The organism is Streptomyces sp. NL15-2K (assembly GCF_030551255.1).
Classification (GTDB): domain Bacteria; phylum Actinomycetota; class Actinomycetes; order Streptomycetales; family Streptomycetaceae; genus Streptomyces.
Map to the genome: position 1 here is coordinate 10,732,347 of NZ_CP130630.1, position 22,811 is coordinate 10,755,157.

The 22,811-nt window shown below is 71.4% G+C and carries 22 protein-coding genes; 15 read left to right on the top strand and 7 right to left on the bottom strand.

What is annotated here, in order from left to right; genetic code table 11:
- Positions 1–17 precede the first annotated feature (17 nt).
- Positions 18–854, top strand: coding sequence for an isocitrate lyase/phosphoenolpyruvate mutase family protein (locus Q4V64_RS46895; RefSeq protein ID WP_124437614.1), 837 nt, complete (start codon positions 18–20; stop codon positions 852–854).
- A gap of 7 nt (positions 855–861) precedes the next feature.
- Here Q4V64_RS46895 and Q4V64_RS46900 read toward each other — a convergent pair whose 3' ends face one another.
- Entirely contained in the window at positions 862–1,278 is a 417-nt protein-coding gene (locus tag Q4V64_RS46900) for an SsgA family sporulation/cell division regulator (protein ID WP_124437613.1), read from the bottom strand.
- 244 nt (positions 1,279–1,522) lie between these two features.
- Here Q4V64_RS46900 and Q4V64_RS46905 point away from each other — a divergent pair, with 244 nt between their 5' ends.
- On the top strand, positions 1,523–2,638 hold the full coding sequence (locus tag Q4V64_RS46905) for an oxidoreductase (RefSeq protein WP_303714602.1): 1,116 nt from the start codon (positions 1,523–1,525) through the stop codon (positions 2,636–2,638).
- Between the two features lie 94 nt (positions 2,639–2,732).
- Positions 2,733–3,062, top strand: coding sequence for a plasmid stabilization protein (locus Q4V64_RS46910; protein ID WP_124437612.1), 330 nt, complete (start codon positions 2,733–2,735; stop codon positions 3,060–3,062).
- Positions 3,063–3,066: 4 nt separating this feature from the next.
- Here Q4V64_RS46910 and Q4V64_RS46915 read toward each other — a convergent pair whose 3' ends face one another.
- On the bottom strand, positions 3,067–3,363 hold the full coding sequence (locus Q4V64_RS46915) for a YciI family protein (RefSeq protein ID WP_124437611.1): 297 nt from the start codon (positions 3,361–3,363) through the stop codon (positions 3,067–3,069).
- A gap of 49 nt (positions 3,364–3,412) precedes the next feature.
- Here Q4V64_RS46915 and Q4V64_RS46920 point away from each other — a divergent pair, with 49 nt between their 5' ends.
- Together Q4V64_RS46920 and Q4V64_RS46925 are read left to right on the top strand one after the other, a co-directional pair.
- Positions 3,413–4,150, top strand: a complete 738-nt coding sequence (locus Q4V64_RS46920) for an endonuclease V (protein ID WP_124437610.1) — start codon at positions 3,413–3,415, stop codon at positions 4,148–4,150.
- Between the two features lie 148 nt (positions 4,151–4,298).
- The gene (locus Q4V64_RS46925; RefSeq protein WP_172629012.1) at positions 4,299–4,445 is read left to right on the top strand and encodes a hypothetical protein; all 147 of its coding nucleotides are present in this window, start codon (positions 4,299–4,301) and stop codon (positions 4,443–4,445) included.
- Between the two features lie 9 nt (positions 4,446–4,454).
- Here the strand turns inward: Q4V64_RS46925 and Q4V64_RS46930 are convergent, their stop codons facing one another.
- Positions 4,455–5,642, bottom strand: coding sequence for a saccharopine dehydrogenase NADP-binding domain-containing protein (locus tag Q4V64_RS46930; protein ID WP_124437609.1), 1,188 nt, complete (start codon positions 5,640–5,642; stop codon positions 4,455–4,457).
- Between the two features lie 91 nt (positions 5,643–5,733).
- Between Q4V64_RS46930 and Q4V64_RS46935 the strand changes: the two genes are divergently transcribed.
- The 5 genes from Q4V64_RS46935 to Q4V64_RS46955 all read left to right on the top strand — a co-directional run bounded on the left by Q4V64_RS46935 (position 5,734) and on the right by Q4V64_RS46955 (position 11,979).
- Positions 5,734–6,114 (top strand): MmcQ/YjbR family DNA-binding protein, encoded by a 381-nt coding sequence (locus Q4V64_RS46935; protein WP_124437608.1) that lies wholly within the window; start codon positions 5,734–5,736, stop codon positions 6,112–6,114.
- A 129-nt stretch (positions 6,115–6,243) separates the two neighbouring features.
- A complete protein-coding gene (locus tag Q4V64_RS46940; protein WP_124437607.1) occupies positions 6,244–7,374 on the top strand; it encodes a CaiB/BaiF CoA-transferase family protein in 1,131 nt (376 codons plus the stop codon).
- Positions 7,371–8,513 (top strand): acyl-CoA dehydrogenase family protein, encoded by a 1,143-nt coding sequence (locus Q4V64_RS46945; protein ID WP_124437606.1) that lies wholly within the window; start codon positions 7,371–7,373, stop codon positions 8,511–8,513. The genes Q4V64_RS46940 and Q4V64_RS46945 overlap by 4 nt, the downstream gene beginning before the upstream one ends.
- A 23-nt stretch (positions 8,514–8,536) precedes the next feature.
- Positions 8,537–9,751 (top strand): acetyl-CoA C-acetyltransferase, encoded by a 1,215-nt coding sequence (locus Q4V64_RS46950; RefSeq protein ID WP_124437605.1) that lies wholly within the window; start codon positions 8,537–8,539, stop codon positions 9,749–9,751.
- Between the two features lie 41 nt (positions 9,752–9,792).
- Positions 9,793–11,979 carry a 3-hydroxyacyl-CoA dehydrogenase NAD-binding domain-containing protein gene (locus tag Q4V64_RS46955; RefSeq protein WP_124437604.1) on the top strand — a complete coding sequence of 729 codons (2,187 nt, stop codon included), beginning with the start codon at positions 9,793–9,795 and terminating at the stop codon, positions 11,977–11,979.
- Positions 11,980–12,032: 53 nt separating this feature from the next.
- Here the strand turns inward: Q4V64_RS46955 and Q4V64_RS46960 are convergent, their stop codons facing one another.
- Positions 12,033–12,731 (bottom strand): MerR family transcriptional regulator, encoded by a 699-nt coding sequence (locus tag Q4V64_RS46960; protein ID WP_124437603.1) that lies wholly within the window; start codon positions 12,729–12,731, stop codon positions 12,033–12,035.
- 227 nt (positions 12,732–12,958) lie between these two features.
- Here Q4V64_RS46960 and Q4V64_RS46965 point away from each other — a divergent pair, with 227 nt between their 5' ends.
- Complete coding sequence (locus Q4V64_RS46965) at positions 12,959–14,266, top strand: amino acid permease (protein ID WP_253266740.1); 1,308 nt, start codon at positions 12,959–12,961, stop codon at positions 14,264–14,266.
- A 51-nt stretch (positions 14,267–14,317) separates the two neighbouring features.
- Positions 14,318–14,797 carry a macro domain-containing protein gene (locus Q4V64_RS46970; RefSeq protein WP_124437720.1) on the top strand — a complete coding sequence of 160 codons (480 nt, stop codon included), beginning with the start codon at positions 14,318–14,320 and terminating at the stop codon, positions 14,795–14,797.
- 10 nt (positions 14,798–14,807) lie between these two features.
- On the opposite strand, the gene Q4V64_RS46975 is transcribed toward Q4V64_RS46970, so the two are convergent.
- A complete protein-coding gene (locus Q4V64_RS46975) occupies positions 14,808–15,692 on the bottom strand; it encodes an arginase family protein (RefSeq protein WP_124437602.1) in 885 nt (294 codons plus the stop codon).
- A 90-nt stretch (positions 15,693–15,782) separates the two neighbouring features.
- The gene (locus Q4V64_RS46980) at positions 15,783–17,318 is read right to left on the bottom strand and encodes a M1 family metallopeptidase (RefSeq protein ID WP_172629010.1); all 1,536 of its coding nucleotides are present in this window, start codon (positions 17,316–17,318) and stop codon (positions 15,783–15,785) included.
- 199 nt (positions 17,319–17,517) lie between these two features.
- On the opposite strand from Q4V64_RS46980, the gene Q4V64_RS46985 reads away from it, so the two are divergent.
- Together Q4V64_RS46985 and Q4V64_RS46990 are read left to right on the top strand one after the other, a co-directional pair.
- Complete coding sequence (locus Q4V64_RS46985; RefSeq protein ID WP_124437600.1) at positions 17,518–19,473, top strand: Xaa-Pro dipeptidyl-peptidase; 1,956 nt, start codon at positions 17,518–17,520, stop codon at positions 19,471–19,473.
- Complete coding sequence (locus Q4V64_RS46990) at positions 19,470–20,714, top strand: M14 family metallocarboxypeptidase (RefSeq protein ID WP_124437599.1); 1,245 nt, start codon at positions 19,470–19,472, stop codon at positions 20,712–20,714. The genes Q4V64_RS46985 and Q4V64_RS46990 overlap by 4 nt, the downstream gene beginning before the upstream one ends.
- Positions 20,715–20,727: 13 nt before the next feature.
- Here the strand turns inward: Q4V64_RS46990 and Q4V64_RS46995 are convergent, their stop codons facing one another.
- A complete protein-coding gene (locus Q4V64_RS46995) occupies positions 20,728–21,684 on the bottom strand; it encodes an FAD-dependent oxidoreductase (protein ID WP_124437598.1) in 957 nt (318 codons plus the stop codon).
- 66 nt (positions 21,685–21,750) lie between these two features.
- On the opposite strand from Q4V64_RS46995, the gene Q4V64_RS47000 reads away from it, so the two are divergent.
- Complete coding sequence (locus tag Q4V64_RS47000) at positions 21,751–22,770, top strand: oxidoreductase (protein ID WP_124437597.1); 1,020 nt, start codon at positions 21,751–21,753, stop codon at positions 22,768–22,770.
- Positions 22,771–22,811: the final 41 nt, after the last annotated feature.

A 22,811-nucleotide genomic window follows, 5' to 3' on the forward strand; every position in this document is an offset into this window, starting at 1 on the left:
CTGGTTGGGTGAACCGCATGACGAACCAGAACACCCTTCGCGAGCGCGCCCTCGCCTTCCGCTCCCTGCACGTTCCGGGGAGCCCGCTCCTCCTGCCGAACGCCTGGGACACCGCGAGCGCCCGTCTCGTCGAGGACGCGGGCGCCGCGGCGGTGGCGACCACGAGCGCCGGGCTCGCCTGGGCCCTGGGTGCGGCGGACGGCGACCGGCTGGAGGGCGACCGCGCCCTCGACGCGGTGGCGCGCATCGCCGCCGCGGTCGACGTGCCCGTCAGCGCGGACATCGAGAGCGGCTACGCGAAGGACCCGGCGGGCGTCGCCGACACCGTCCGGGCGGTGCTCGCGGCGGGTGCGGTCGGGGTGAACATCGAGGACGCGCTGTACGAGGTCGGAGGAGACCCGCTGCGGCCGGTCGCCGAGCAGGCCGAGCGTATCGCCGCCGCCCGCGGGGCCGCCGACGCCGAGGGCGTGCCGCTGTTCGTCAACGCCCGTATCGACACGCTCCTGCGCGGCGCAGGGGGAGTGGACCTCACTCTGGAGCGGGCCGCCGCCTTCCTCGTGGCGGGCGCCGACGGGATCTTCGTCCCCGGGGCCGTCGACCCGGGGACGGTGAAGCTGCTCGTCGACGGCGTCGACGCACCGCTGAACGTCATGGCCGGTCCCGGTGCACCGCCGGTCGCCGAGTTGGCAGCGCTCGGTGTCGCGCGCGTGAGCGTCGGCTCGGGCATCGCCCAGGCCGCCCACGCCCTGGTCCGCCGGGCCGCACGGGAGCTGCTGGGCGCGGGGACGTACGGGACGCTGGCGGGCGGGCTCGACTACGGCGAGGCCAACGCGCTGCTGGGACAGGCCCTTTAGCGGGGCTTCAGCAGGCGTCCCGCATCAGCTCCGCCAGGTCGTGGTCCAGGTCGAGCTGGAGGTGCTCCAGGCCGACGGGCACCAGCTCGCCGGTCGCCTGGAGGAACCGCTGCAGCTCGCCCGTGCGGACGTGCACGACGGCGGTGCCCTCCGGGGCGTGGAACTCCAGGACGGTGCGGTCGTAGCCGTACGGCCGCACGCGCACGTCGCCGTGGCCCTCGGGCTCTTCCAGGCCGGCGGTGAGGAGTTCGCGGCTGAAGGTCCAGCAGACCTCCACGCCCTCCAGCGTGGCCGGGGCCGGGAAGGTCATGCGGACGGCGAACGGATCACGCCGGTCGTAGTGCAGCGTCGCGGGAATGCTCGGCATCCGCGGCGCGGCGGCGACGAGACGGGCCTCGACGGGCTGCTCGATGACGATGGACAACGCCTTGCTCCCTTGTGACGGCGGAACGGACTTCCGGGGATGAGGCCGGGCACTGGAAGAGACGACGGAATCAGCCAATCCGTGCGCACCGATGTCGAGTGACCTCTGTCACGGCGTTCATTCACTGCAGTGGCGTAGCTCTCCTCCCGGGACACGAACGGCACTTGTGGCGCACGCCGCACCAGCCGGAGCACGGTCGAGGGCATCTGGACGGCACCGGGGCGGTGGGCTAGCTTCGCCCGCCATGAGGCGCTTGGGGAACACGCGACGGACGAGACGACGTACGAGACGTACGAGCCGGACCATTGCCGCGGGGGCGGCCTGTGCGGCGGCGCTGGCCGCCCTGACCGCCGTACCGGCTCAGGCGCGGGAACCGGGGCACCGGAGTCCGCAGTGGGAGCTCAAGGACAGCGGCAGCCCGGACGTGCGGTTCCGGGGTCTCGCGGCCGTCAGCCGGAACACCGCGTGGGTCGCCGGCACCCGGGGCACCGTCCTGCGCACCACCGACGGCGGCGCGAGCTGGCGGAACGTCTCGCCGCCGGGCGCCGCCGAGTTGCAGTTCCGCGACATCGAGGCCTTCGACGCGCGGCGCGCCGTGGTGCTGGCCATCGGGGAGGGCGAGGCGTCCCGCGTCTACCGCACCGACGACGGCGGCGAAACCTGGACCGAGTCCTTCCGCAACACCGACGCGCGGGCCTTCTACGACTGCCTCACCTTCTTCGACCGCCGCCACGGCCTGGCGATGAGCGACCCGGTGGACGGCAAGTTCCGCATCCTGTCCACCGGCGACGGTGGCCGTACCTGGACGGTGCTCCCGAGCGAGGGCATGCCGGCGGCCCAGGAGGGGGAGGCCGGGTTCGCGGCGAGCGGCCAGTGCCTGGTCTCGTCCGGCCCCAAGGACGTCTGGCTGGCCACCGGAGGCGCCGCACGCGCGCGCGTGCTGCACTCCGCCGACCGCGGGCGGACCTGGACGGCCTCCGACACGCCGATCCCGGCCGGTGATCCGGCCCGTGGCGTCTTCGCCCTGGCCTTCCGCGACCGCACGCACGGCCTCGCGGTCGGCGGCGACTACCGCCCGGACCAGACCTCGCCGCAATCCGCGGCACGCACCACCGACGGTGGCCGCGGCTGGCAGCCCGCCGCCGAGCCGCCACCCGCCTACCGGTCCGGTGTGGCCTGGCTCCCGTACAGCCGTACGGCCGCCCTCGCGGTCGGCCCCACCGGCACCGACCTGACGACGGACGGCGGACGCACCTGGCGGACGGTGGACACCGGCTCGTACGACACCGTGGACTGCACGGCCGACCTGGGCTGCTGGGCGGCCGGTGAGCAGGGACGGGTGGCTCGTTTGGAAAGCTGACGAGAGGTGACATGGCGTATTCGTATGGCACATTTGTGCCGTATGTGCCGGAATCCGGGTACCCGTTCTCTGAGCGTGAGAGGAGTGAGCGGACATGCCACGTGGTTCCAGCTCCAAGCGGGAGCGCCAGTACGAGCACATCAAGGAGAGCGCGAAGGACCGGGGCGAGAGCACCGGCCGCGCCAAGGAGATCGCGGCGCGGACGGTCAACAAGGAACGCGCCCGCTCCGGCGAGTCGAAGAGCGCGAGCCGCACCTCGACCCAGGACATGTCGTCCGGCGAGCGGGGCGGCCGGCGGTCCGGCAAGGGCTCCCAGGGGCCCACCTACGACCAGCTCTACGAGGAGGCCAAGCGGCGCGGGATCCAGGGCCGTTCGGACATGAACAAGAGCCAGCTGCAGCGCGCGCTGGGCGGAAAGAGCTGACCGCTCAGCCGGCGGTCTCCCGGTACCGCTCCAACTCCGGTGCCGTCTTCGTGGCGGTGAACTCGGTGATGCGGTACGCGCACACCCCCGCGGTGACGAACGGGTCGCCCGCCGCGATCTCCTCGATCCGCGCGCGGTCCTCCGCGACGGCGACGATCACTCCGCCGTCGCGGGGGTTCTTGACCCCTGACGCCAGGAAGACGCCCTTCTCGTACTGCTGGTCGAGCCAGGCGACGTGCGCCTCCAGGGCGGCGTCGACGGCGTCGAGCGGGGCGGTGTAGGTCAGCTCCAATACGAACATGATCGCGAGCCTACGCCGCCCGCCGGCGGGTCGTAGGCTCGTCCCCATCATGACGACCGTACGCATTCCCACGGGCTGGCCCGCGACAGAGGAACAGGCCCGCGTGATACAGGACGAGTTGCGCGCGCGGGTGGTGCTCGACGAGCCCGGCCCGCCGCCCGGCACGGGCCACGTGACCGGCGTGGACGTGGCCTACGACGACGAGCGGGACGTCGTCGCGGCCGCCGCCGTCGTGCTGGACGCGGCGAGCCTCGCCGTCGTCGCCGAGGCCACGGCCGTCGGGCGGATCTCCTTCCCGTACGTACCCGGCCTGCTCGCCTTCCGCGAGATCCCCACGGTGCTCGCCGCCCTGGACGCCCTGCCCTGCCCGCCCGGCCTGGTCGTCTGCGACGGCTACGGCCGCGCCCACCCACGCCGTTTCGGCCTCGCCGGCCACCTCGGCGTCCTCACCGGCCTGCCCGCCATCGGGGTCGCCAAGAACCCGTTCACCTTCACCTACGACGACCCGGACGCCCCGCGCGGCAGTACGTCCCCCCTCCTCGCCGACGCCGAGGAAGTAGGCCGCGCCCTGCGCACACGAGACGCGGTCAAGCCGGTCTTCGTCTCCGTCGGCCACCGCGTCGGCCTCGCCAACGCCTGCGCCCACACCCTCGCGCTGACCCCCGAGTACCGCCTGCCGGAGACGACGCGCAGGGCGGACGCGCTGTGCCGCAGGGCACTGCGGGAGGCGACCCGCCCCCGCGGTCCCCTCGCGGAGCCGGCGGCCGCGGACCCTGAACGCGGCTGAGATCTTCGACCTGGTTCGTGGAAGCGGGTACCGCGCTCCAGGAAGCCGCCGGCTACCGAACCCGGCGCCACCGCACCGACGAACTGAGTACGCGGACTGAGTATCCGTACGGATGCGACGGGGCCCCGCCGATCGACAGGCTGGCCCCATGACGACGCACCGTGCCCCCAAGCCCCTGTCCGACCCTGACCGGCCCGTCGAGCGTGCCGTGACGGCCGCGTTGATCCTCGCCGTACTGGCCGGGCTCGGCTGGATCGGCGGGATGATCTACACGGTGGTGGGATGGTCCGCGTAGGCGGGCCGGTCAGCGGTCGGCCGCGACCCGGAACGTGATCCCCGCCCGCCGCAGCCGCTCCGTCAGCGCGTCGCCCATCGCGACCGCCGTCGTGACCTGGCCGGCCGTCGGCGGGAGGTCGTCGAAGGCCAGGGACAGCGCCGACTCGGCGAAGATCTTCGCCGTCTCGCCGTAACCGGGGTCGCCGCCCGCGACCTCGGTGTACACGCGCCGGCCGCCGCCCTCGCCCACGAAACGGACGGAGAACCAGCTCTTCGCGCGCTTTTCCGGACCCGGCCCCTCCCCGGGCTTGAGGCGGTCGGACAACCAGCGCCGTGCGGGCGGCAGTTGGGCGGCGGCGAAGAGGGCCCCCACGGTCGCGACCCCGCCCAGCGCGACCGGCAGGCGCCGTACCGCCGCGTACTCGCGGTAGCGGAAGTCGGGGCCGTACCGCTCCAGGGCCTGCGCGGACCGCCGGACGATCTGCGCGTCGATGGTCGGCAGGGGCAGCGCCCAGGCGCCGACCTCCGGGGCGAACCGCGGCGCGCCGGTCGGCGCGGACGCCCGCCGTCCCACCGGGCGAGGCTCGTGCCGCGCCCGGTCCCGTGCGGCAGCCAGCATCTGGCGTCCCCGCGCGAACTGGTTCAGCGCCGAGGCGAAGGTACCGCCCGAGAAGGCCGCGTCCGTGGTCACGTACCCGTCGACCGAGAGCGGCACCCCTTCCGGTAGCTGCCGGACCGTGAAGTACACCCCCAGGTCGTGCGGGACGGAGTCGAAGCCGCACGCGTGCACCAGCCGCGCACCCGTCTCACGCGCGCGTGCGTCGTGCCGGACGTACATCAGGTCCACGAACTCCGGCTCACCGCTGAGGTCGAGATAGTCCGCGCCGGTCTCCGCGCAGGCGGCGACCAGTTCCTCGCCGTATGTCACATAGGGGCCCACCGTCGTGGCCACCACGCGCGCGTGCTCGGCGAGTTCGCGCAGCGAGCCCGGCTCGGCCACATCGGCCTTCAGGACCCCGATCCGCGTGCCGCCGGGCAGCCGCTCACGCAGGGCCCGGAGCTTGTCCTCGCTGCGGCCGGCGATCGCCCAGCGCAGTCCTTCGGGCGCGTGCGCGGCGAGGTACTCCGCGGTGAGCGTCCCCACGAAGCCGGTGGCTCCGAAGAGCACGATGTCGTACGGACGGTCCGGACGATCCGCACTGCTCAGCCTGTTCATGTCACCTCTCGGGTCTGTCGCACGCGCCGTTGTCGGTGGCCGAGGCTAGCGTGATGAGTGCGGAGCCCGACGACGAGCCCGGAGGTATCAGGTGGCCGTGCCCAGGAACGCGCTGAGGAAGTGGGAGAAAGTGCGGGAGTTCGCCCTCGGGATGCCCGGTTCCACGGAGGAGTTCCCCTGGGGCGAGACGGTCGCCAAGGTCAACAAGAAGGTGTTCGTCTTCCTGGGCGTCGACGACGGCAGCTATCCGCTGGGCATCACGGTGAAGCTCAAGGAGGAGTCCGCCCACGCCCACGCCCTGACGTGCCCCGGCGCCGAACCCGCCGGGTACGGCCTGGGCAGGTCCGGCTGGGTGAGCATCCCGCTGGAGCGGCCCGGCGCCCCGGACGCCGAGCTGCTGTGCGACTGGGTGGAGGAGAGTTACCGCACGATCGCCCCCAAGCGGCTGATAGCGGAGCTGGACGCGCGCTGATCCGACCCGTGCGGGGCACACTGGACTAAGCGCTTGCTCGTCAAGTGTGGTGTCAGGTCTTGTGCCTGCTGGAACGCGTTCTTAGCATCGCTGGTGTTACAGCGGTTGTGTCACACATCTGGGGGCTGAATGGCAACGACGTCAGCGCAGGGCCCGCTCACCGGCGTGCGCGTGGTCGAGCTGGCCGGCATCGGGCCCGGCCCGTTCGCCGCCATGCTCCTCGCCGACCTCGGTGCCGACGTCGTCCGCGTGGACCGCCCCGGCGGCTCCGGACTTGCCATCGCCCCGGAGTACGACGTCACCAACCGCAACAAGCGCTCGGTGCTCGTCGACCTGAAGTCGCCCGACGGGCCGGCCCGCGTCCTCGACCTCGCCGCACGCGCCGACATCCTGGTCGAGGGCTACCGCCCCGGCGTCGCCGAGCGCCTCGGCGTCGGCCCCGAGGATTGCCACGCCCGCAACCCGAAGCTGGTCTACGGCCGGATGACCGGCTGGGGCCAGGACGGTCCGCTGGCCCACCGCGCCGGCCACGACATCGCGTACATCGCGCTCACCGGCACCCTCGGCATGATCGGCAGACCGGACGAGCCCCCGGCCGTCCCGGCCAACCTGGTCGGCGACTACGCGGGCGGCTCCCTCTACCTCGTCGTCGGCGTCCTCGCCGCCCTCCACCACGCGCGCGCGACCGGCACCGGCCAGGTCGTCGACGCCGCCATCGTCGACGGCGCCTCCCACCTCGCCGCGATGATCCACGGCATGCTCGCCGCCGGCGGCTGGCAGGACCGGCGCGGCGCCAACCTCCTCGACGGCGGCTGCCCGTACTACGGCACCTACGAGACGGCCGACGGGAAGTACATGGCGGTGGGCGCCCTGGAGCCGCAGTTCTACGACGAGTTCCTCGACCTGCTCGGCATCCCGGAACACGCCGGGGCCCGCAAGGACCTCGCCCGCTGGGACGCGCTGCGCGACGCCGTCGCCGCCCGCTTCAAGTCCCGTACGAGGGACGAGTGGTCGGCCGTCTTCGAGGGCTCCGACGCCTGTGTGGCCCCCGTCCTGTCCCTGCGGGAGGCCCCGCACCACCCGCACCTCGCCGCCCGCGGCACCTTCACCGAGCACGCCGGCATCACCCAGCCCGCCCCCGCGCCCCGCTTCTCCGCGACCCCCACGGCCGTCCGCGGCGGCCCCGCCCGGCCCGGAGCCGACACCGCGGACGTGGCACGCGACTGGGACGTACCCGACCTCCTGGAAGGACTCGCATGAAGCGGCAGATCCTCGGCCCCGAGCACGACGCGTTCCGCGAGAGCGTGCGCAGCTTCCTGGCCAGGGAGGTGCTGCCGTACTACGAGCAGTGGGAGAAGGACGGCATCGTCTCCCGCGAGGCCTGGCGGGCGGCGGGCAAACAGGGCCTGCTCGGAATCGCCGTACCGGAGGAGTACGGGGGCGGCGGCACCGCCGACTTCCGCTACAGCGCCGTACTCGCCGAGGAGTTCACGCGCGCGGGCACGCCCGGAATCGCCCTCGGACTGCACAACGACATCATCGGCCCGTACCTCACCGGCCTGGCCACCGAGGAGCAGAAGCGGCGCTGGCTGCCCGGCTTCTGCGACGGCACGCTGATCACGGCCGTCGCCATGACCGAGCCGGGCGCCGGATCCGACCTCCAGGGCATCCGCACCCACGCCGAGGACCGCGGCGACCACTGGCTGCTGAACGGCTCGAAGACGTTCATCTCGAACGGGATCCTCGCCGACCTGGTGATCGTCGTCGCGAAGACGACACCGGAGGGCGGCGCGCACGGCCTGTCCCTGCTCGTCGTCGAACGCGGCATGGACGGCTTCGAGCGCGGCCGCAACCTCGACAAGATCGGCCAGAAGGCCCAGGACACGGCGGAGCTGTTCTTCCACGACGTGCGCGTGCCCAAGGAGAACCTGCTCGGCGAGCTCAACGGCGGCTTCGGGCACCTGATGACGAACCTCGCCCAGGAGCGCCTGAGCATCGCCGTCTCCGCGATCGCCGCCGCCGAGCATCTGCTGGAGATCACCACCACGTACGTCAAGGAGCGCGAGGCCTTCGGCCGGCCCCTGGCGAGCAAGCAGCACATCCGCTTCGAGATCGCCGAAATGGCCACCGAGTGCGCCGTCACCCGCGCCTTCCTCGACCGCTGCATAGAGGACCACACGAACGGCGGCCTCGACGCCGTGCACGCCTCCATGGCCAAGTGGTGGGCGACCGAGCTGCAGAAGCGGGTCGCCGACCGCTGCCTCCAACTGCACGGCGGCTACGGCTACATGACCGAGTACCCCATCGCCCGGGCCTTCACCGACGGCCGTATCCAGACCATCTACGGCGGGACCACCGAGATCATGAAGGAGATCATCGGCCGTTCCCTGCTGGGTTGACCCTCCTCGAAAGGCTTTCCGAAGTGAGCACCGAAGCGTACGTGTACGACGCGATCCGCACCCCGCGCGGCCGCGGCAAGGCCGGCGGCGCCCTGCACGCCACGAAGCCCATCGACCTGGTCGTCGGCCTCATCCACGAGATCCGCGACCGCTTCCCGGGCCTGGACCCGGCGGCCGTCGACGACATCGTGCTCGGCGTCGTCGGCCCGGTCGGCGACCAGGGCTCAGACATCGCCCGGATCGCCGCGATCGCCGCCGGGTTGCCGGACACGGTGGCGGGCGTGCAGGAGAACCGCTTCTGTGCCTCGGGCCTGGAGGCGGTCAACCTGGCCGCCGCCAAGGTGCGCTCGGGCTGGGAGGACCTCGTCCTCGCGGGCGGCGTCGAGTCGATGTCCCGGGTGCCCATGGCCTCGGACGGGGGCGCCTGGTTCAACGACCCGATGACCAATCTGGCCGTCAACTTCGTACCGCAGGGCATCGGCGCCGACCTGATCGCCACCATCGAGGGCTTCTCCCGGCGGGACGTCGACGAGTACGCGGCCCTCTCGCAGGAACGCGCGGCGACGGCCTGGAAGGAAGGCCGCTTCGACCGGTCCGTCGTGCCGGTGAAGGACCGCACCGGGCTCGTCGTCCTCGACCACGACGAGCACCCGCGCCCGGGGACGACCGCCGACTCGCTGGCCAAGCTGAAGCCGTCCTTCGCGGACATCGGCGACCTGGGCGGCTTCGACGCCGTGGCCCTGCAGAAGTACCACTGGGTGGAGAAGATCGACCACGTCCACCACGCGGGCAACTCCTCCGGCATCGTGGACGGCGCCTCGCTGGTCGCGATCGGCTCCCAGGAGGTCGGCGAGCGCTACGGCCTCACCCCGCGCGCGCGGATCGTCTCCGCCGCCGTCTCCGGCTCCGAGCCCACCATCATGCTCACCGGCCCCGCGCCCGCCACCCGCAAGGCGCTCGCCAAGGCCGGGCTGACCATCGACGACATCGACCTGGTCGAGATCAACGAGGCCTTCGCGGCGGTCGTGCTGCGCTTCGTGAAGGACATGGGCCTGTCCCTGGACAAGGTCAACGTCAACGGCGGCGCCATCGCCCTCGGCCACCCCCTCGGCGCGACCGGCGCCATGATCCTCGGCACGCTCGTCGACGAACTGGAGCGCCAGGACAAGCGCTACGGCCTCGCCACGCTGTGCGTGGGCGGCGGCATGGGCATCGCGACCGTCGTCGAGCGCATCTGAAACCCCGGCGGATTCAACAGACTTCTACGGAGACCCCTGCCATGACACAGAGCACCACCATCCGCTGGGAACAGGACCGCACCGGTGTCGTCACCCTCGTCCTCGACGACCCCGACCAGTCCGCCAACACCATGAACCAGGCCTTCCGCGACTCCCTCGCGGTGATCGCCGACCGCCTGGAGGCCGAGAAGGACACCATCCGGGGCATCATCCTCACCTCCGCCAAGAAGACGTTCTTCGCCGGCGGCGACCTTCGCGACCTGATCCGGGTCACACCCGAGACCGCCCAGGAGGCCTTCGACGCGGGCATGGCCGTCAAACGCGACCTGCGCCGCATCGAGACCCTCGGCAAGCCGGTCGTCGCGGCGATCAACGGCGCGGCCCTCGGCGGCGGGTACGAGATCGCGCTCGCCTGCCACCACCGGATCGCCCTCGACGCGCCCGGCTCGAAGATCGGCTGCCCCGAGGTCACCCTCGGCCTGCTGCCCGGAGGCGGCGGAGTCGTCCGTACCGTACGCCTGCTGGGCATCGCCGACGCGCTGCTGAAGGTGCTGCTCCAGGGCACCCAGTACAACCCGCGGCGCGCCCTGGACAACGGCCTGGTCGACGACGTGGTGGCCACCCAGGAGGAGCTGCTCGCCAAGGCCCGCGCCTTCATCGAGGCCCACCCCGAATCCCGGCAGCCCTGGGACAAGCCGGGCTACCGCATTCCCGGCGGTACGCCCGCCAACCCCAAGTTCGCGGCGAACCTGCCCGCCTTCCCGGCCACCCTGCGCAAGCAGACCGGCGGCGCGCCCTACCCGGCTCCGCGGGGCATCCTCGCCGCCGCCGTCGAGGGCTCCCAGGTCGACTTCGAGACCGCGCAGGTCATCGAGGCGCGCTACTTCGTCGAGCTGGCCGCGGGACAGACGTCCAAGAACATGATCCAGGCGTTCTTCTTCGACCTCCAGGCCGTCAACTCCGGCGCGAACCGTCCCCAGGGCATCGAGCCGCGCCAGGTCCGCAAGGTCGCCGTCCTCGGCGCCGGGATGATGGGCGCGGGCATCGCTTACTCGTGCGCCCGCGCGGGCATCGACGTGATCCTGAAGGACGTGTCGACCGAGGCAGCCGCCAAGGGCAAGAGCTACTCCGAGAAGCTGTGCGCCAAGGCCGTCTCGCGGGGCCGTACGACCCAGGAGAAGGCGGACGCGCTGCTGGCCCGCATCACGCCCACGGCCGACCCGCAGGACCTGGCCGGCTGCGACGCCGTCATCGAGGCCGTCTTCGAGGACTCGGCGCTCAAGCACAAGGTGTTCCAGGAGATCCAGCACATCGTCGAGCCGGACGCGCTGCTGTGCTCCAACACCTCCACGCTCCCCATCACCGCGCTGGCCGAGGGCGTCGAGCGGCAGGCCGACTTCATCGGGCTGCACTTCTTCTCACCCGTCGACAAGATGCCGCTCGTCGAGATCATCAAGGGCGAGCGCACCGGTGAGGAGGCCCTGGCCCGCGCCTTCGACCTGGTCCGGCAGATCAAGAAGACGCCGATCGTCGTCAACGACTCGCGCGGCTTCTTCACCTCCCGCGTGATCGGGCACTTCCTCAACGAGGGCGTCGCGATGGTCGGCGAGGGCATCGAGCCCGCGTCGGTCGAACAGGCGGCGGCGCAGGCGGGCTATCCGGCGAAGGTCCTGTCGCTGATGGACGAACTGACGCTCACGCTCCCGCGGAAGATCCGCAACGAGACGAAGCGAGCGGTGGAAGAGGCGGGCGGCACTTGGACGGCCCACCCCGCCGATGCCGTCATCGACCGCATGGTCGACGAGTTCGGCCGCACCGGCCGCAGCGGCGGCGCGGGCTTCTACGAGTACGGAGAGGACGGCAAGCGGGCCGGGCTGTGGCCGGGCCTGCGCGAGCACTTCACGCGCGAGGGCGCGGAGATCCCCTTCAGGGACATGCAGGAACGCATGCTCTTCTCCGAGGCGCTGGACACCGTCAAGCTGCTGGAAGAGGGCGTGCTGACCTCCGTCGCCGACGCCAACATCGGCTCCCTCTTCGGCATCGGCTTCCCCGGCTGGACCGGCGGCGTGCTCCAGTACATCAACGGCTACGAGGGAGGCCTGCCCGGTTTCGTGGCACGCGCGCGTGAACTCGCCGAGCGCTACGGCGAGCGGTTCACCCCGCCCGCGCTGCTGGTGGAGAAGGCGGAGAAGGGGGAGAAGGGGGAGACGTTCACGGACGCCCGCTGACGCTGCTGACGGATCGCCTGCTGACGTGGAGCCTCGCCCGCTGACGCGGAGCGTCACCCGTCACCGTCGAGCCACTCCCGCAGCTCCTCCCTCAGCGACCGCTGAAAGGTCGTGAGCAGGGCCTGCACCACGAGCGGATGCATATGGGCGGACAGGGACTTCACGTCTCCCGGGTCCCGTTCGGCGACCGCGTCGCGCAGCAGCCGCGACAGCTCGTGCGCGGCCGTGCGGGAGTGCTCGATGAGCGTGGTGCGGGCGGCGAGGATCGTTTCCTGGGACAGCGGTACGTCGAGCAGCTCGACGCCGAGCCGGAGCAGTCCGGCGTCGACCCGCAGGGCGTCACCGTCCCGGCTGACGACGTTCATCGCCGCCAGCCGCTCCACGTCGGCGTCGGCGAGCGGCCGGCCCGCCCGCCGTTCGAGCTCCTCCCGCGTCACCGTCTCCACCGTGTCCGGCGCCCAGGACGCCACCACCGCCCGGTGGATCGCCAGGTCGTGCGCGCTCAGGTCCGGCGGCAGCTGCTGGAGATAGCGCTCGATGGCCGCCAGCGTCATGCCCTGGTGCTGCAACTCCTCGATGAGCGCCAGCCGGCCCAGGTGCCGCCTGCCGTAGTGCCCCACGCGCCGCGGGCCGATCACCGGCGGGGGCAGCAGACCCTTGGTGCCGTAGAAACGGACCGTGCGGACCGTGACACCCGCGCGCGCGGCCAGCTCGTCGATCGTGAGGGTCGGCTCGTCGGTGTCGGTCGTCATGTGCAGCAGTATCGCTGTCTCACCAATGGTGTGAAACCTCTTGAGTACCCCTGAATGCCCTTGATGACCATGTGAGATGTCACGCTGTGTGACACGCGCCACCGCCTACGAGGTGGTGTCCGGGGAAGGCGATCCCTTGGCCTGTGCCTCTCCTGAGGGCACGGGCCGAGTCACGTCCGGACACCCGAGCGAGACCCGCCGGGGCGCACCAGAGAGTGGAACCACCCGTGAGCAAGGACGCCGTCCAATCGGCATCGGCCGCGCTGGCGCTCGCCTACCTCGTCTGCGGAGTCTTCGCCTTCTTCGTGGTCCGGGCCCTCGGCGAGCTGGTCCTGTACCGGCCGTCGTCGGGCTCCTTCGTGTCGTACGCGCGCGAGTTCCTCGGTGAGAAGGGCGCGTATGCCGCGGGCTGGATGTACTTCCTGAACTGGTCGACGACCGGCATCGCCGACATCACCGCGATCGCCCTCTACACGCACTACTGGAGTCTGTTCACCGACATCCCGCAGTGGGTGCTCGCCCTGATCGCCCTGGCGGTGGTCCTGGCCGTGAACCTGATCTCGGTGAAGATCTTCGGAGAGATGGAGTTCTGGTTCGCGATCATCAAGGTCGCCACGCTCGTCGGCTTCATGCTGATCGGCATCTTCCTGCTGGCCACGCAAGCCGAGGTGGGCGGCCAGACTCCGGGCCTGAGCGTGATCACCGACAACGGCGGCGTCTTCCCGCACGGCCTGATGCCCGTCGTGCTCGTCATGCAGGGCGTGATCTTCGCGTACGCCGCTCTGGAGCTGGTCGGCGTCGCCGCCGGTGAGACCGCCGAGCCGGAGAAGGTCGTCCCGCGCGCGGTGAACTCGATCATGTGGCGCGTCGGGCTCTTCTACGTCGGCTCGGTCGTCCTGCTCGCTCTGCTGCTGCCCGGCTCGGTCTACTCGGCCGACGAGAGCCCCTTCGTGACGGTCCTGTCGAAGATCGGCGTCCCGGCGGCGGGCGACGTGATGAACCTGGTGGTCCTGACGGCCGCGATGTCGTCGCTGAACTCGGGGCTGTACTCCACCGGCCGGATTCTGCGCTCCATGGCGATGGCGGGATCGGCGCCGAAGTTCACCGCCCGCATGAACCGCAGCCAGGTCCCCTACGGCGGCATCCTGCTCACCTGCGCGGTGTGCGTGCTCGGCGTGGGTCTGAACTTCCTGATGCCGAGCCAGGCCTTCGAAATCGTGCTGAACGTCGCCTCTCTCGGCATCATCAGCACCTGGGTGATCATCATGATCTGCCACCTGGTCTTCGTCCGCCGCGCCAAGGCGGGCCTGGTGGCCCGGCCCTCCTTCCGCCTTCCTGGCAGCCCGGTCACGGAGCTCACCACGATCGCCTTCCTGCTCGCCGTCCTCGGCCTGATGTGGAACGACCCCGAGGTCGGCCGCAAGACGCTCCTGCTGGTCCCCGTGATCGCGCTGATGCTGATCGGCGGTTGGTTCGGGATCCGGCGGCGGGTCGCGCGCGCCGCGGCCCAGGAGCTGACGGACCTGGCGAAGTAGCAGGTCAGGACCACTGTCAGCGGCAGCGCCTACGGTGGCGTCATGTCGGAGATCAGGGAGATCAGATATGTCCGGGGCGACGCCACCGTTCCGTCGGTCAAGGGCGTCAAGCTGATCGCCCATGTCTGCAACGACATCGGCGGCTGGGGGAAGGGCTTCGTCCTGGCCATATCCCGCCGCTGGCCCGAGCCGGAGGCGGCCTACCGGGCCTGGCACCGCGACCGCGCGGCGAACGACTTCGGGCTGGGCGCGGTTCAGTTCGTCCAAGTCGGGCGGTACGCGTGGGTGGCCAACATGGTCGGTCAGCGAGGTATCGGCACCAGCAGCAAGGGCGTCCCCGTCCGCTACGAGGCGATCGACGCGGCGCTGGGACGGCTGGCCGGCAAGGCCGAGGAACTCGGCGCCTCCGTCCACATGCCCCGCATAGGGTGCGGCCTGGCGGGCGGCAAGTGGTCCCGCGTCGAGCCGTTGATCACCGAACGGCTGGTGCAGCGGGGGATCGCCGTGACGGTGTACGACCACGGGGACTGACCGGCCCGAGTCACACCCGGTTCTCGAACGCCCGTACAAGACACTCGGTCAGGCGCGCCGCGATGCTCCCGTCCGGGTCCAGACGGGGGTTGAAGATGGTGACATCGAAGCCGACCGCTGCCGGGACGGACAACGCCCTGCCCAGCACACTCTCCAGCTCCTGCCAGGTCAGTCCGCCGGGCTGCCGGTGGTCGACCGCCGGCATGAGGTCGTCGTCCAGCACGTCGGCATCGAGGTGGATCCAGTACCCGGCGCTGACGCCGTCGCCGAGCAGGCCGACCGCGCTGTCCGCGGCCCGGGCCGCCCCGAGGGCGCGCACCTCGTGGAGGTCCATCGTGGACAACTCGGCCGGCAACGGCTGCATCCCGGCCGCCGTGGACTCCTCCGCGTCCCGGAAGCCGAAGGCGACCACGTCCTCGTCCCGCACCAGCGGCCCCCGGCGCTCCAGGTCGGCCAGGGCGGTGGGCCCGTGACCCGTGGCCAGGGCGAGCTCCATGGAGGCCACCTCGCCGACCGGTTCCGCCGCAGGCTGGTAGAAATCGGTGTGGCCGTCGAGGAAGAGCAGACCGTGACGGCCCCGGCGGCGCAGCGCGAGCAGATTGCCGAGCAGGATGCTGCAGTCGCCGCCGAGGACCACAGGGAACCGGCCATGGTCCAGCACATCGCCCACGGCGTCGGCCAGCGCGACGGAGTACGCCGCGATGCCCGCCGGGTTGAGGACCCCGGTGTCGGGGTCACGCGCCGGGTCGTAGGCGGGCGGCTCCACCCGGCCCGCCCGCACCGCCCCGAGGCCGGTGTCCAGACCGGCGCCCAGCAGCGCCTCCGGCAGCTCCTCGACCCCGGACGGCCGCAGTCCCAGCACGGACGGAGCCTCGATGATCGCCACGTTCCGCACGTCCGACTCCCTCGTCAGCCCGGCGGCGCCGGCCGGCCCACGCATCCGGCGCTCAAGCCCACCGTAAGCCGCCGGGCGGAACGAAGCGCGTCAGTGCCCGCGCCCGGCCTCGTGCTCGTGCTCATGCGCGTGCACGTCATTCGTCGCCGCGATCTTCTTCCACGACTTCGGCTGCACGGGCGCCCCCTGCGTCCCCAGGGCCCGAGCCGATACCGACGCGTCCCTCGCCGCGGGCGCCGCCGGCTTCGACGGCTGGAACAGCCACGTGTCGAACAGCGCGGCCAGCGGCTTCCCGGACACCTGCTCGGCGTAACGCTGGAAGTCGGCGACCGACGCGTTGCCGTGCGCGTACTTCCGCGGCCAGCCCTTCAGCAGCGCGAAGAACGCCTCGTCGCCGATCTCGTTCCGCAGCGCCTGCAGAGCCAGCGCGCCCCGGTCGTACACGGCGAGATGGAACTGGTTCTCCGGCCCGGGATCACCGGGCTTCACCGTCCAGAACGCGTCGTCGGCCGGATGCGAGGCGTACACGTAGTCGGCGAGTTCCTGTGCCGTGCCCTCGCCCTCGTGCTCGGACCACAGCCACTGCGCGTACCGCGCGAAGCCCTCGTTGACCCAGATGTCCTTCCATCCGGCGACGGACACGAGATCGCCGTACCACTGGTGGGCCAGCTCGTGCACGACCACGGAGGTGTTCGACCCGTTGGCGAACTGCCGCGGGCTGTAGTAGGGCCGGGTCTGCGTCTCCAGCGCGTACCCGGTGGTGGTGTTCGGAACGTACCCGCCGAGCGCGTTGTACGGATACGGCCCGAAGTACTCGGTCAGCCAGTCGGCGATCTCCCCGGTCCGCTCGATGCTGGCCCGTGCCGCGCCGTAGTTGTCGCCGAGGTCCTTGCTGTAGGCGTTGACGACCGGAATGCCGCTCTCGGTCGTGCCGGTCGTCACGTCGAACTTCCCGACCGCCAAGGTCGCCAGATACGTGGCCTGCGGCTTGTTCGACCGCCAGCTGTAGCGGGTCCAGCCGGCCCGCGAACTCGTCGACTGGAGCGTGCCGTTGGAGATGGCCTGGCTGCCGTCCGGCACCTGGACCGACACGTCGTAGGTGGCCTTGTCGAGCGGGTGGTCGTTGCTGGGGAACCACCACCAGGCCGCCTCTGGCTCGTTCGCCGCGACCGCGCCGTCCGGCGTGCGCAGCCAGCTGGTGAAGCCGTACGCCTGCTTCGACGACGGCACCCCGCGGTAGCGCACCACGACGGTGACGTCGGTGTCCTTCGCCAGTGGCGTCTTCGGCGTGATCTCCAGCTCGTGTTCGCCCGAGGTCGTGAACGACGCCTTGGCGCCGTTCACCCGCACCTCGCTCACGTCCAGCAGAAAGTCCAGATTGAACCGCGTCAGATCCTGCGTGGTGCGGGCCAGGAGGGTCGCCGTGCCCTCCAGTTCGTCCGTGGCCGGCTGGTACTTCAGCCTGAGGTCGTAATGGGAGACGTCGTATCCGCCGTTGCCGTAGTCCGGGTAGTAGGGGTCGCCGATGCCCGGCGCCCCCGGAGAGGGGCTCGCGGCCGATGCGGGGATCGCCAGTAACAGGGATGCCGCAGCCAGTGCGCCCGGCGCGATGATTCTGCGGTGCACGAAAGCTCCAAGTCGTAGGGGCACGAAGTCCGTTCGCAGTCTATTGAGTTCCTGTGTGCCCGGACGTGTCCACCGCCGCCGCTGTCACACGATCGCCATTGGGCCGTCACGAGCGAGCCGCCCCAAGGGACTTCGCGGGCCCCACACGCGTCCTGGTGCCCTCTTCTGTACGGGAGTTGACCGATGTAGCGTCCGGCGCATGCCGACACGCATGCGCTTAACGACCTGGAGACCGCTCGCCACCGCGGCCGTCGCCGCCCTCATGGCCGCCCTCGTCACCCCGACCGTGGCCCACGGCACTCCGCAGGAGAGCCGGCCCGTCCACTCGTACGAGAACGCCGTCCGTGAGGCCGTCTGGGTGGACACCCGACTCGACGGCGACGGCGACGGAAACACCGACCGCGTCGCCGTCGACATCGTCCGGCCCCGCGAACCCGCCCAACAGGGCCGCAAGGTACCCGTGATCATGGACGCCAGCCCGTACTACTCCTGCTGCGGGCGCGGCAACGAGAGCCAGAAGAAGACGTACGACGCCGACGGCGATGTCGTCCAGATGCCGCTGTTCTACGACAACTACTTCGTGCCCCGCGGCTACGCCTTCGTCGGCGTCGACCTCGCCGGCACCAACCGTTCCGACGGCTGCGTGGACGTCGGCGGCCGCTCCGACATCCAGTCCGCCAAGGCCGTCGTCGACTGGTTGAACGGGCGTGGCAAGGCCTACACCACCCGCACCGGCACCACACGCGCGAAAGCCGGCTGGACCAACGGCAAGACCGGCATGATCGGCAAGAGCTGGGACGGCACGATCGCCAACGGCGTCGCCGCCACCGGAGTCGAGGGTCTGGAGACCATCGTCCCGATCAGCGCCATCTCCACCTGGTACGACTACTACTTCTCCAAGGGCGCCCCGCTCTACGGCACCGGCCCCGACTGGCTGTCCAACCGCGTCAACAGCCCCGACGCCCGGGCCAAGTGCGCCGCCGTCCAGCAAAAACTCGTCGACGGAGCCCCGCGCACGGGTGACCGGACCCCGCTGTGGGCCGAGCGCGACTACAACAAGGCGGCCTCGAAGGTGAAGGCGAGCGTCTTCCTGATCCACGGCATGCAGGACCTCAACGTCCGTATGCAGCACGTCGGCCCGTGGTGGGACGCCCTCGCGAAGAACGGCGTCGAGCGCAAGATCTGGCTGTCCCAGACCGGCCACGTCGACCCCTTCGACTTCCGCCGCGCGCAGTGGGTCGACACCCTGCACCGCTGGTTCGACCACGAACTCCTCGGCTACGACAACGGCATCGACCGCGAGCCGATGGCCGACATCGAGCGCCACCCCGACCAGTGGGTCACCTCCACGGTCTGGCCGCCGCGCGGCACCGACACCACGACCCTGCGCCCCGCCGAGGGCGCTCAGGAGGGCGTCGGCACGCTCGGCCTGCACAAGGGCACCGGCACCGAGACCTTCACCGACAACCCGGAGCTGAGCGAGACCGACTGGGCCGCGCACATCGACACGCCGACCCCCGAGAAGGCGGGCTTCGCCAGCGTGCCGCTCACCCGTGACCTGCGCCTGTCCGGCTCCTCCAAGGTCACCGTGACCGCGACCCCCTCCACCTCGACGGCCCACCTGTCCGCCGTCCTTGTCGACCTCGGTCCCGACACCATCCGTGACTACGCCGACGCCTACGAGGGCATCACCACCCTCACCGACCGCACCTGCTGGGGCGTCAGCACCACCGGCGACAGCGCCTGCTTCAAGGAGACGCAGGCGAAGAACGCCGACGTCGACCACACGATCGTCAGCCGCGGCTGGGCCGACCTCGGCAACCACGCCTCCGACCTGACGGGCGCCCCGCTCACCCCGGGCAAGCCGTACACCATCACCCTCGACCTGGGCGCCACCGACCACGTGGTCCCGGCCGGACACCGCCTCGCGCTGATCGTCGCGGGCACGGACAAGGACCTCATCGACCCGCCGTCGACCAAGCCGACGCTGAAACTCGACCTGTCCCGTACGTCGGCACGCGTCCCGTTCGTCGGCGGTACGGCCGCCTTCGCGCGCGCGATCGCCGGGTCCGCGGCCGCCGCGCCCGAGGCCACCCCCCTCGACGGAGTCCAGGCACCGCGCACCGTGCAGCGCGTGCCGGAAGGAGGCCGATGATCCGCGCCCTGACGCTCACCGCGGCGGCCCTCGCCGCCTCCCTCGTCGCGGCCCCGGCCCACGCGGCCGACACCCCGCCGCGCACCGGCTTCGAGGAGTCCGAGGGCGCCCGCTGGACCAGCCAGTCCGAGGAGCAGGACTTCCTCGCGGCCGTCGACCGGGCGAGCTCCCGGGTCTCCGTCGCCCGCATCGGTACGACGAAGCAGGACCGGCCCCTGCAACTCGTGAGGGTCGGCGCCCGGCACGCCCAGAGCAAGGTCCTGCTCGTGTGCAGCCAGCACGGCGACGAGCCCTCCGGCCGCGAGGCCTGCCTGACCACCATCCGCGACCTGGCGTACGCCCAGGACAGGCAGACCCGCCGCTTCCTGGACCGCACCACCGTGCTCGTCGTCCCCACCGCCAATCCCGACGGCCGCGCCGCCGACACCCGAGGCAACAGCGACGGCGTCGACATCAACCGCGACCACATCGCCCTGCGGACCGCCGAGGGACGCACACTGGCGGCGGTCATCCGCGACCAACGCCCGGACGTGATCTACGACTTGCACGAGTACGGCGCCACACCGCCGTACTACGACAAGGATCTGTTCGACCTGTGGCCGCGCAACCTCAACACGGACGCGGCCGTCCACGACGAGGCGGAGACCCTGTCCCAGGCGTACGTACGCCCCGCCGCGCAGGGCGCCGGGTACTCCACCGGCACGTACGGGATCTGGACCGATCCCGACACCGGCGAACCGATCCGCCAGGTCGCCGGGGACGGCCAGGAGCGGATCCTGCGGAACACGTCCGGCATCAAGCACGCGGTCGGTCTGCTCATCGAGAGCCGGGTGGAGCCCCTGACGGACGTCGGCGAAGCGGTCAACAACCGGCGCCGGGTGAACTCCCAGCTCGCCGCGCTGAAGGGCTTGTCCGGGTTCACGGACGAACGCCGAGGGCGGATCGAGGCCGCGACGGGCAAGGCCCGGCTGGAGGGCTACGCCGGCACCGGCCCCGTCTACGTCGGCGGCGCCGACAACGACCCGCCCGAACCGGCCGAGGTGATCCAGGACCCGCCCTGCGGCTACCGGCTCACCCCGGAGCAGTACACGGAGGTGAAGGACGAACTCGCCCTGCACGGAGTGACGACCCGAGGCACCTACGTCCCGCTCCGCCAGTCCTTGCGCGCCCTCGTCCCGCTGCTCCTGGACGAGCGTGCGCCGTACCACCTGACGGCCGGTGAGCCGGTCACCGACTGCTGAACCCGCTCTTGTGTCACGGGGAGGCGGCGGCCAGTCCCGCCGCCTCCTCCGCGCAGCCCCACGCCACGGTCACACCCGCGCCGCCGTGACCGTAGTGATGCACCAGCACCCGCCCGTCGGACAGCGGTTCACGCTCCAGCCGAACCGCGTCCCGGGTCGGCCTCAGCCCCACCCGGTGGCCCAGCACCCGCGCCCCCGCGATCTCGGGCCGCAGCGCCGCACACCGCCGTACGATCGCCTCCGCCACCGCCGGATCCGGCTCCAGCGACCATTCGTCCTCGTCCGCCGTGCCGCCCAGCAGGAGCCGGCCCGGCTGCGGGAAGAAGTACGCCATCTGCCCGTCGGGTGCCTTGGAGGTCACCCAGGTGCGGATGCCCGGGTTCTCCACGACGACCAGCTGCCCGCGCACGGGACGCACCGACGCGTCCGGCACCAGCTCGCGGGCGCCGAGGCCGGTGCAGTTGACCACGACCGGCGCCGAGACCTGCGCGAGGTCGGAGACCGTACGCTCCTCAATGGCCCCGCCCGCTGCGAGGAACCGTTCCCGCAACCAGGGCAGATGAGTCGACATGTCGATGAGCGGCAGCCGTGCCCACACCCCCGGGCCCGTGTACTCCTCGGCCGTAGTCGCCCGCAGCCCCGGCAGCCGTACGGTCGCCCAGGCATCGGCGCCGTCCAGGTCCGCCTCGCCCAGTACCCCTTCGACCATGCGTACGCCGGTCGCCTCGGGCCGCGTGGCCAGCTCCTCGTACACGTCGAGCGAGCGCAGCGCCCACGCACGGGCCCGCGCGACCGGTTCGATCCGATAGGGCCACCACAGCGCCCCGGCAACCGCCGAGGTGGTCCGCTCCACGGGATCGCGCGTCCACACCCGCACCCGTCGGCCCCGCTCGGCCAGTACGAGGGCTGTCGTCAGCCCGATGACGCCGCCGCCGACCACGACGACCTCGTCCTCCGGTGCGATTTCCATGCGGGGACGTTAGCGGAATATGTCATGCCGTGCTCAGACCGGTCCCGCTCTGGGGATACTCACAGCATGTCTGCCGAGTACGCGACCTTCGGCCTGGCACCGGCGATGCGTGCCGGTGGAGTCCTCGCCAACGGTGACTACCAGATCCATCGGGACTTCGTGGACTTCGTCGTCGACGGACGTCCGCTCCTCTTCCAGCTCTCCGACCTCGACGCCGTCTCCCCGCTCGCCTCCGACGTCCCACCCGCGATCTTCACCGCCCAGGTCCGCAGCCTGCTCCTGGAGACGGAGCCGCCACTGCCCGACGGCCGCTACGTCATCTACGGCTGCCCCGAGTGCGAGGACCTCGCGTGCGGCGCGGTCACCGCGGTGATCGAGCGCGACGGCGACGACTTCCTCTGGCGGGACTTCGCCTGGCAGACGGACGAACACGCCGACCTGGAGCTCAACGGCTACCACGGCATCGGGCCCTTCCGCTTCCACGGCACCGAGTACCGGGAAGCACTGGACTCTCTCTTGAACGGCTCCGTCGGCACGCGCCGACGCGTCCTGCTCATCGGCGCCCGCGCGGCCCTCCTGGCCAAACTCGCCGCCGCGCTGCGCATCATCGGCATCGGTGCCGACATCACCCGCGACGCGCACGACGTCCCCGCCGACGAACTGCGCGGCTACGGCGCCGTCGCCTTCGGCCGCGCGGTCACCGAGGGGGAACGTGCCGCCGTACGCCGCTCCTTCGAACGCGCCGGTGTCGACGTGGCCTACGTCGACGGCCTCGCCCCGATCGTCCCGCTCCTCGTCGCCCAGATCGAACACGCCCTGGACCGCAGCCCGGTCGAACGGCGCCGCCTCACGCGCCTGGTCGCCGCCGACGGCGAGGCGGACGTCGAGGTCACCTCCCCGTGCCGGGTCAGCCTCACCGCGTACCGCCTCGACCGGCTCTACCGGGCCCACATCCACGAGGTCTTCGACGGCATCCTGGAACCGGGCCGCCACCGCATCGCCCTGGACGCCAAGGCGGTCAAGGGGGAGTCCTTCGTGGTGGCGCGGACCTCGGGAAGCGTGCTGGTGGAGGCGATGGCGCACTGAAAACCGGGACGCGGACGATCAGGGCCGGCCGTTAGGATCGG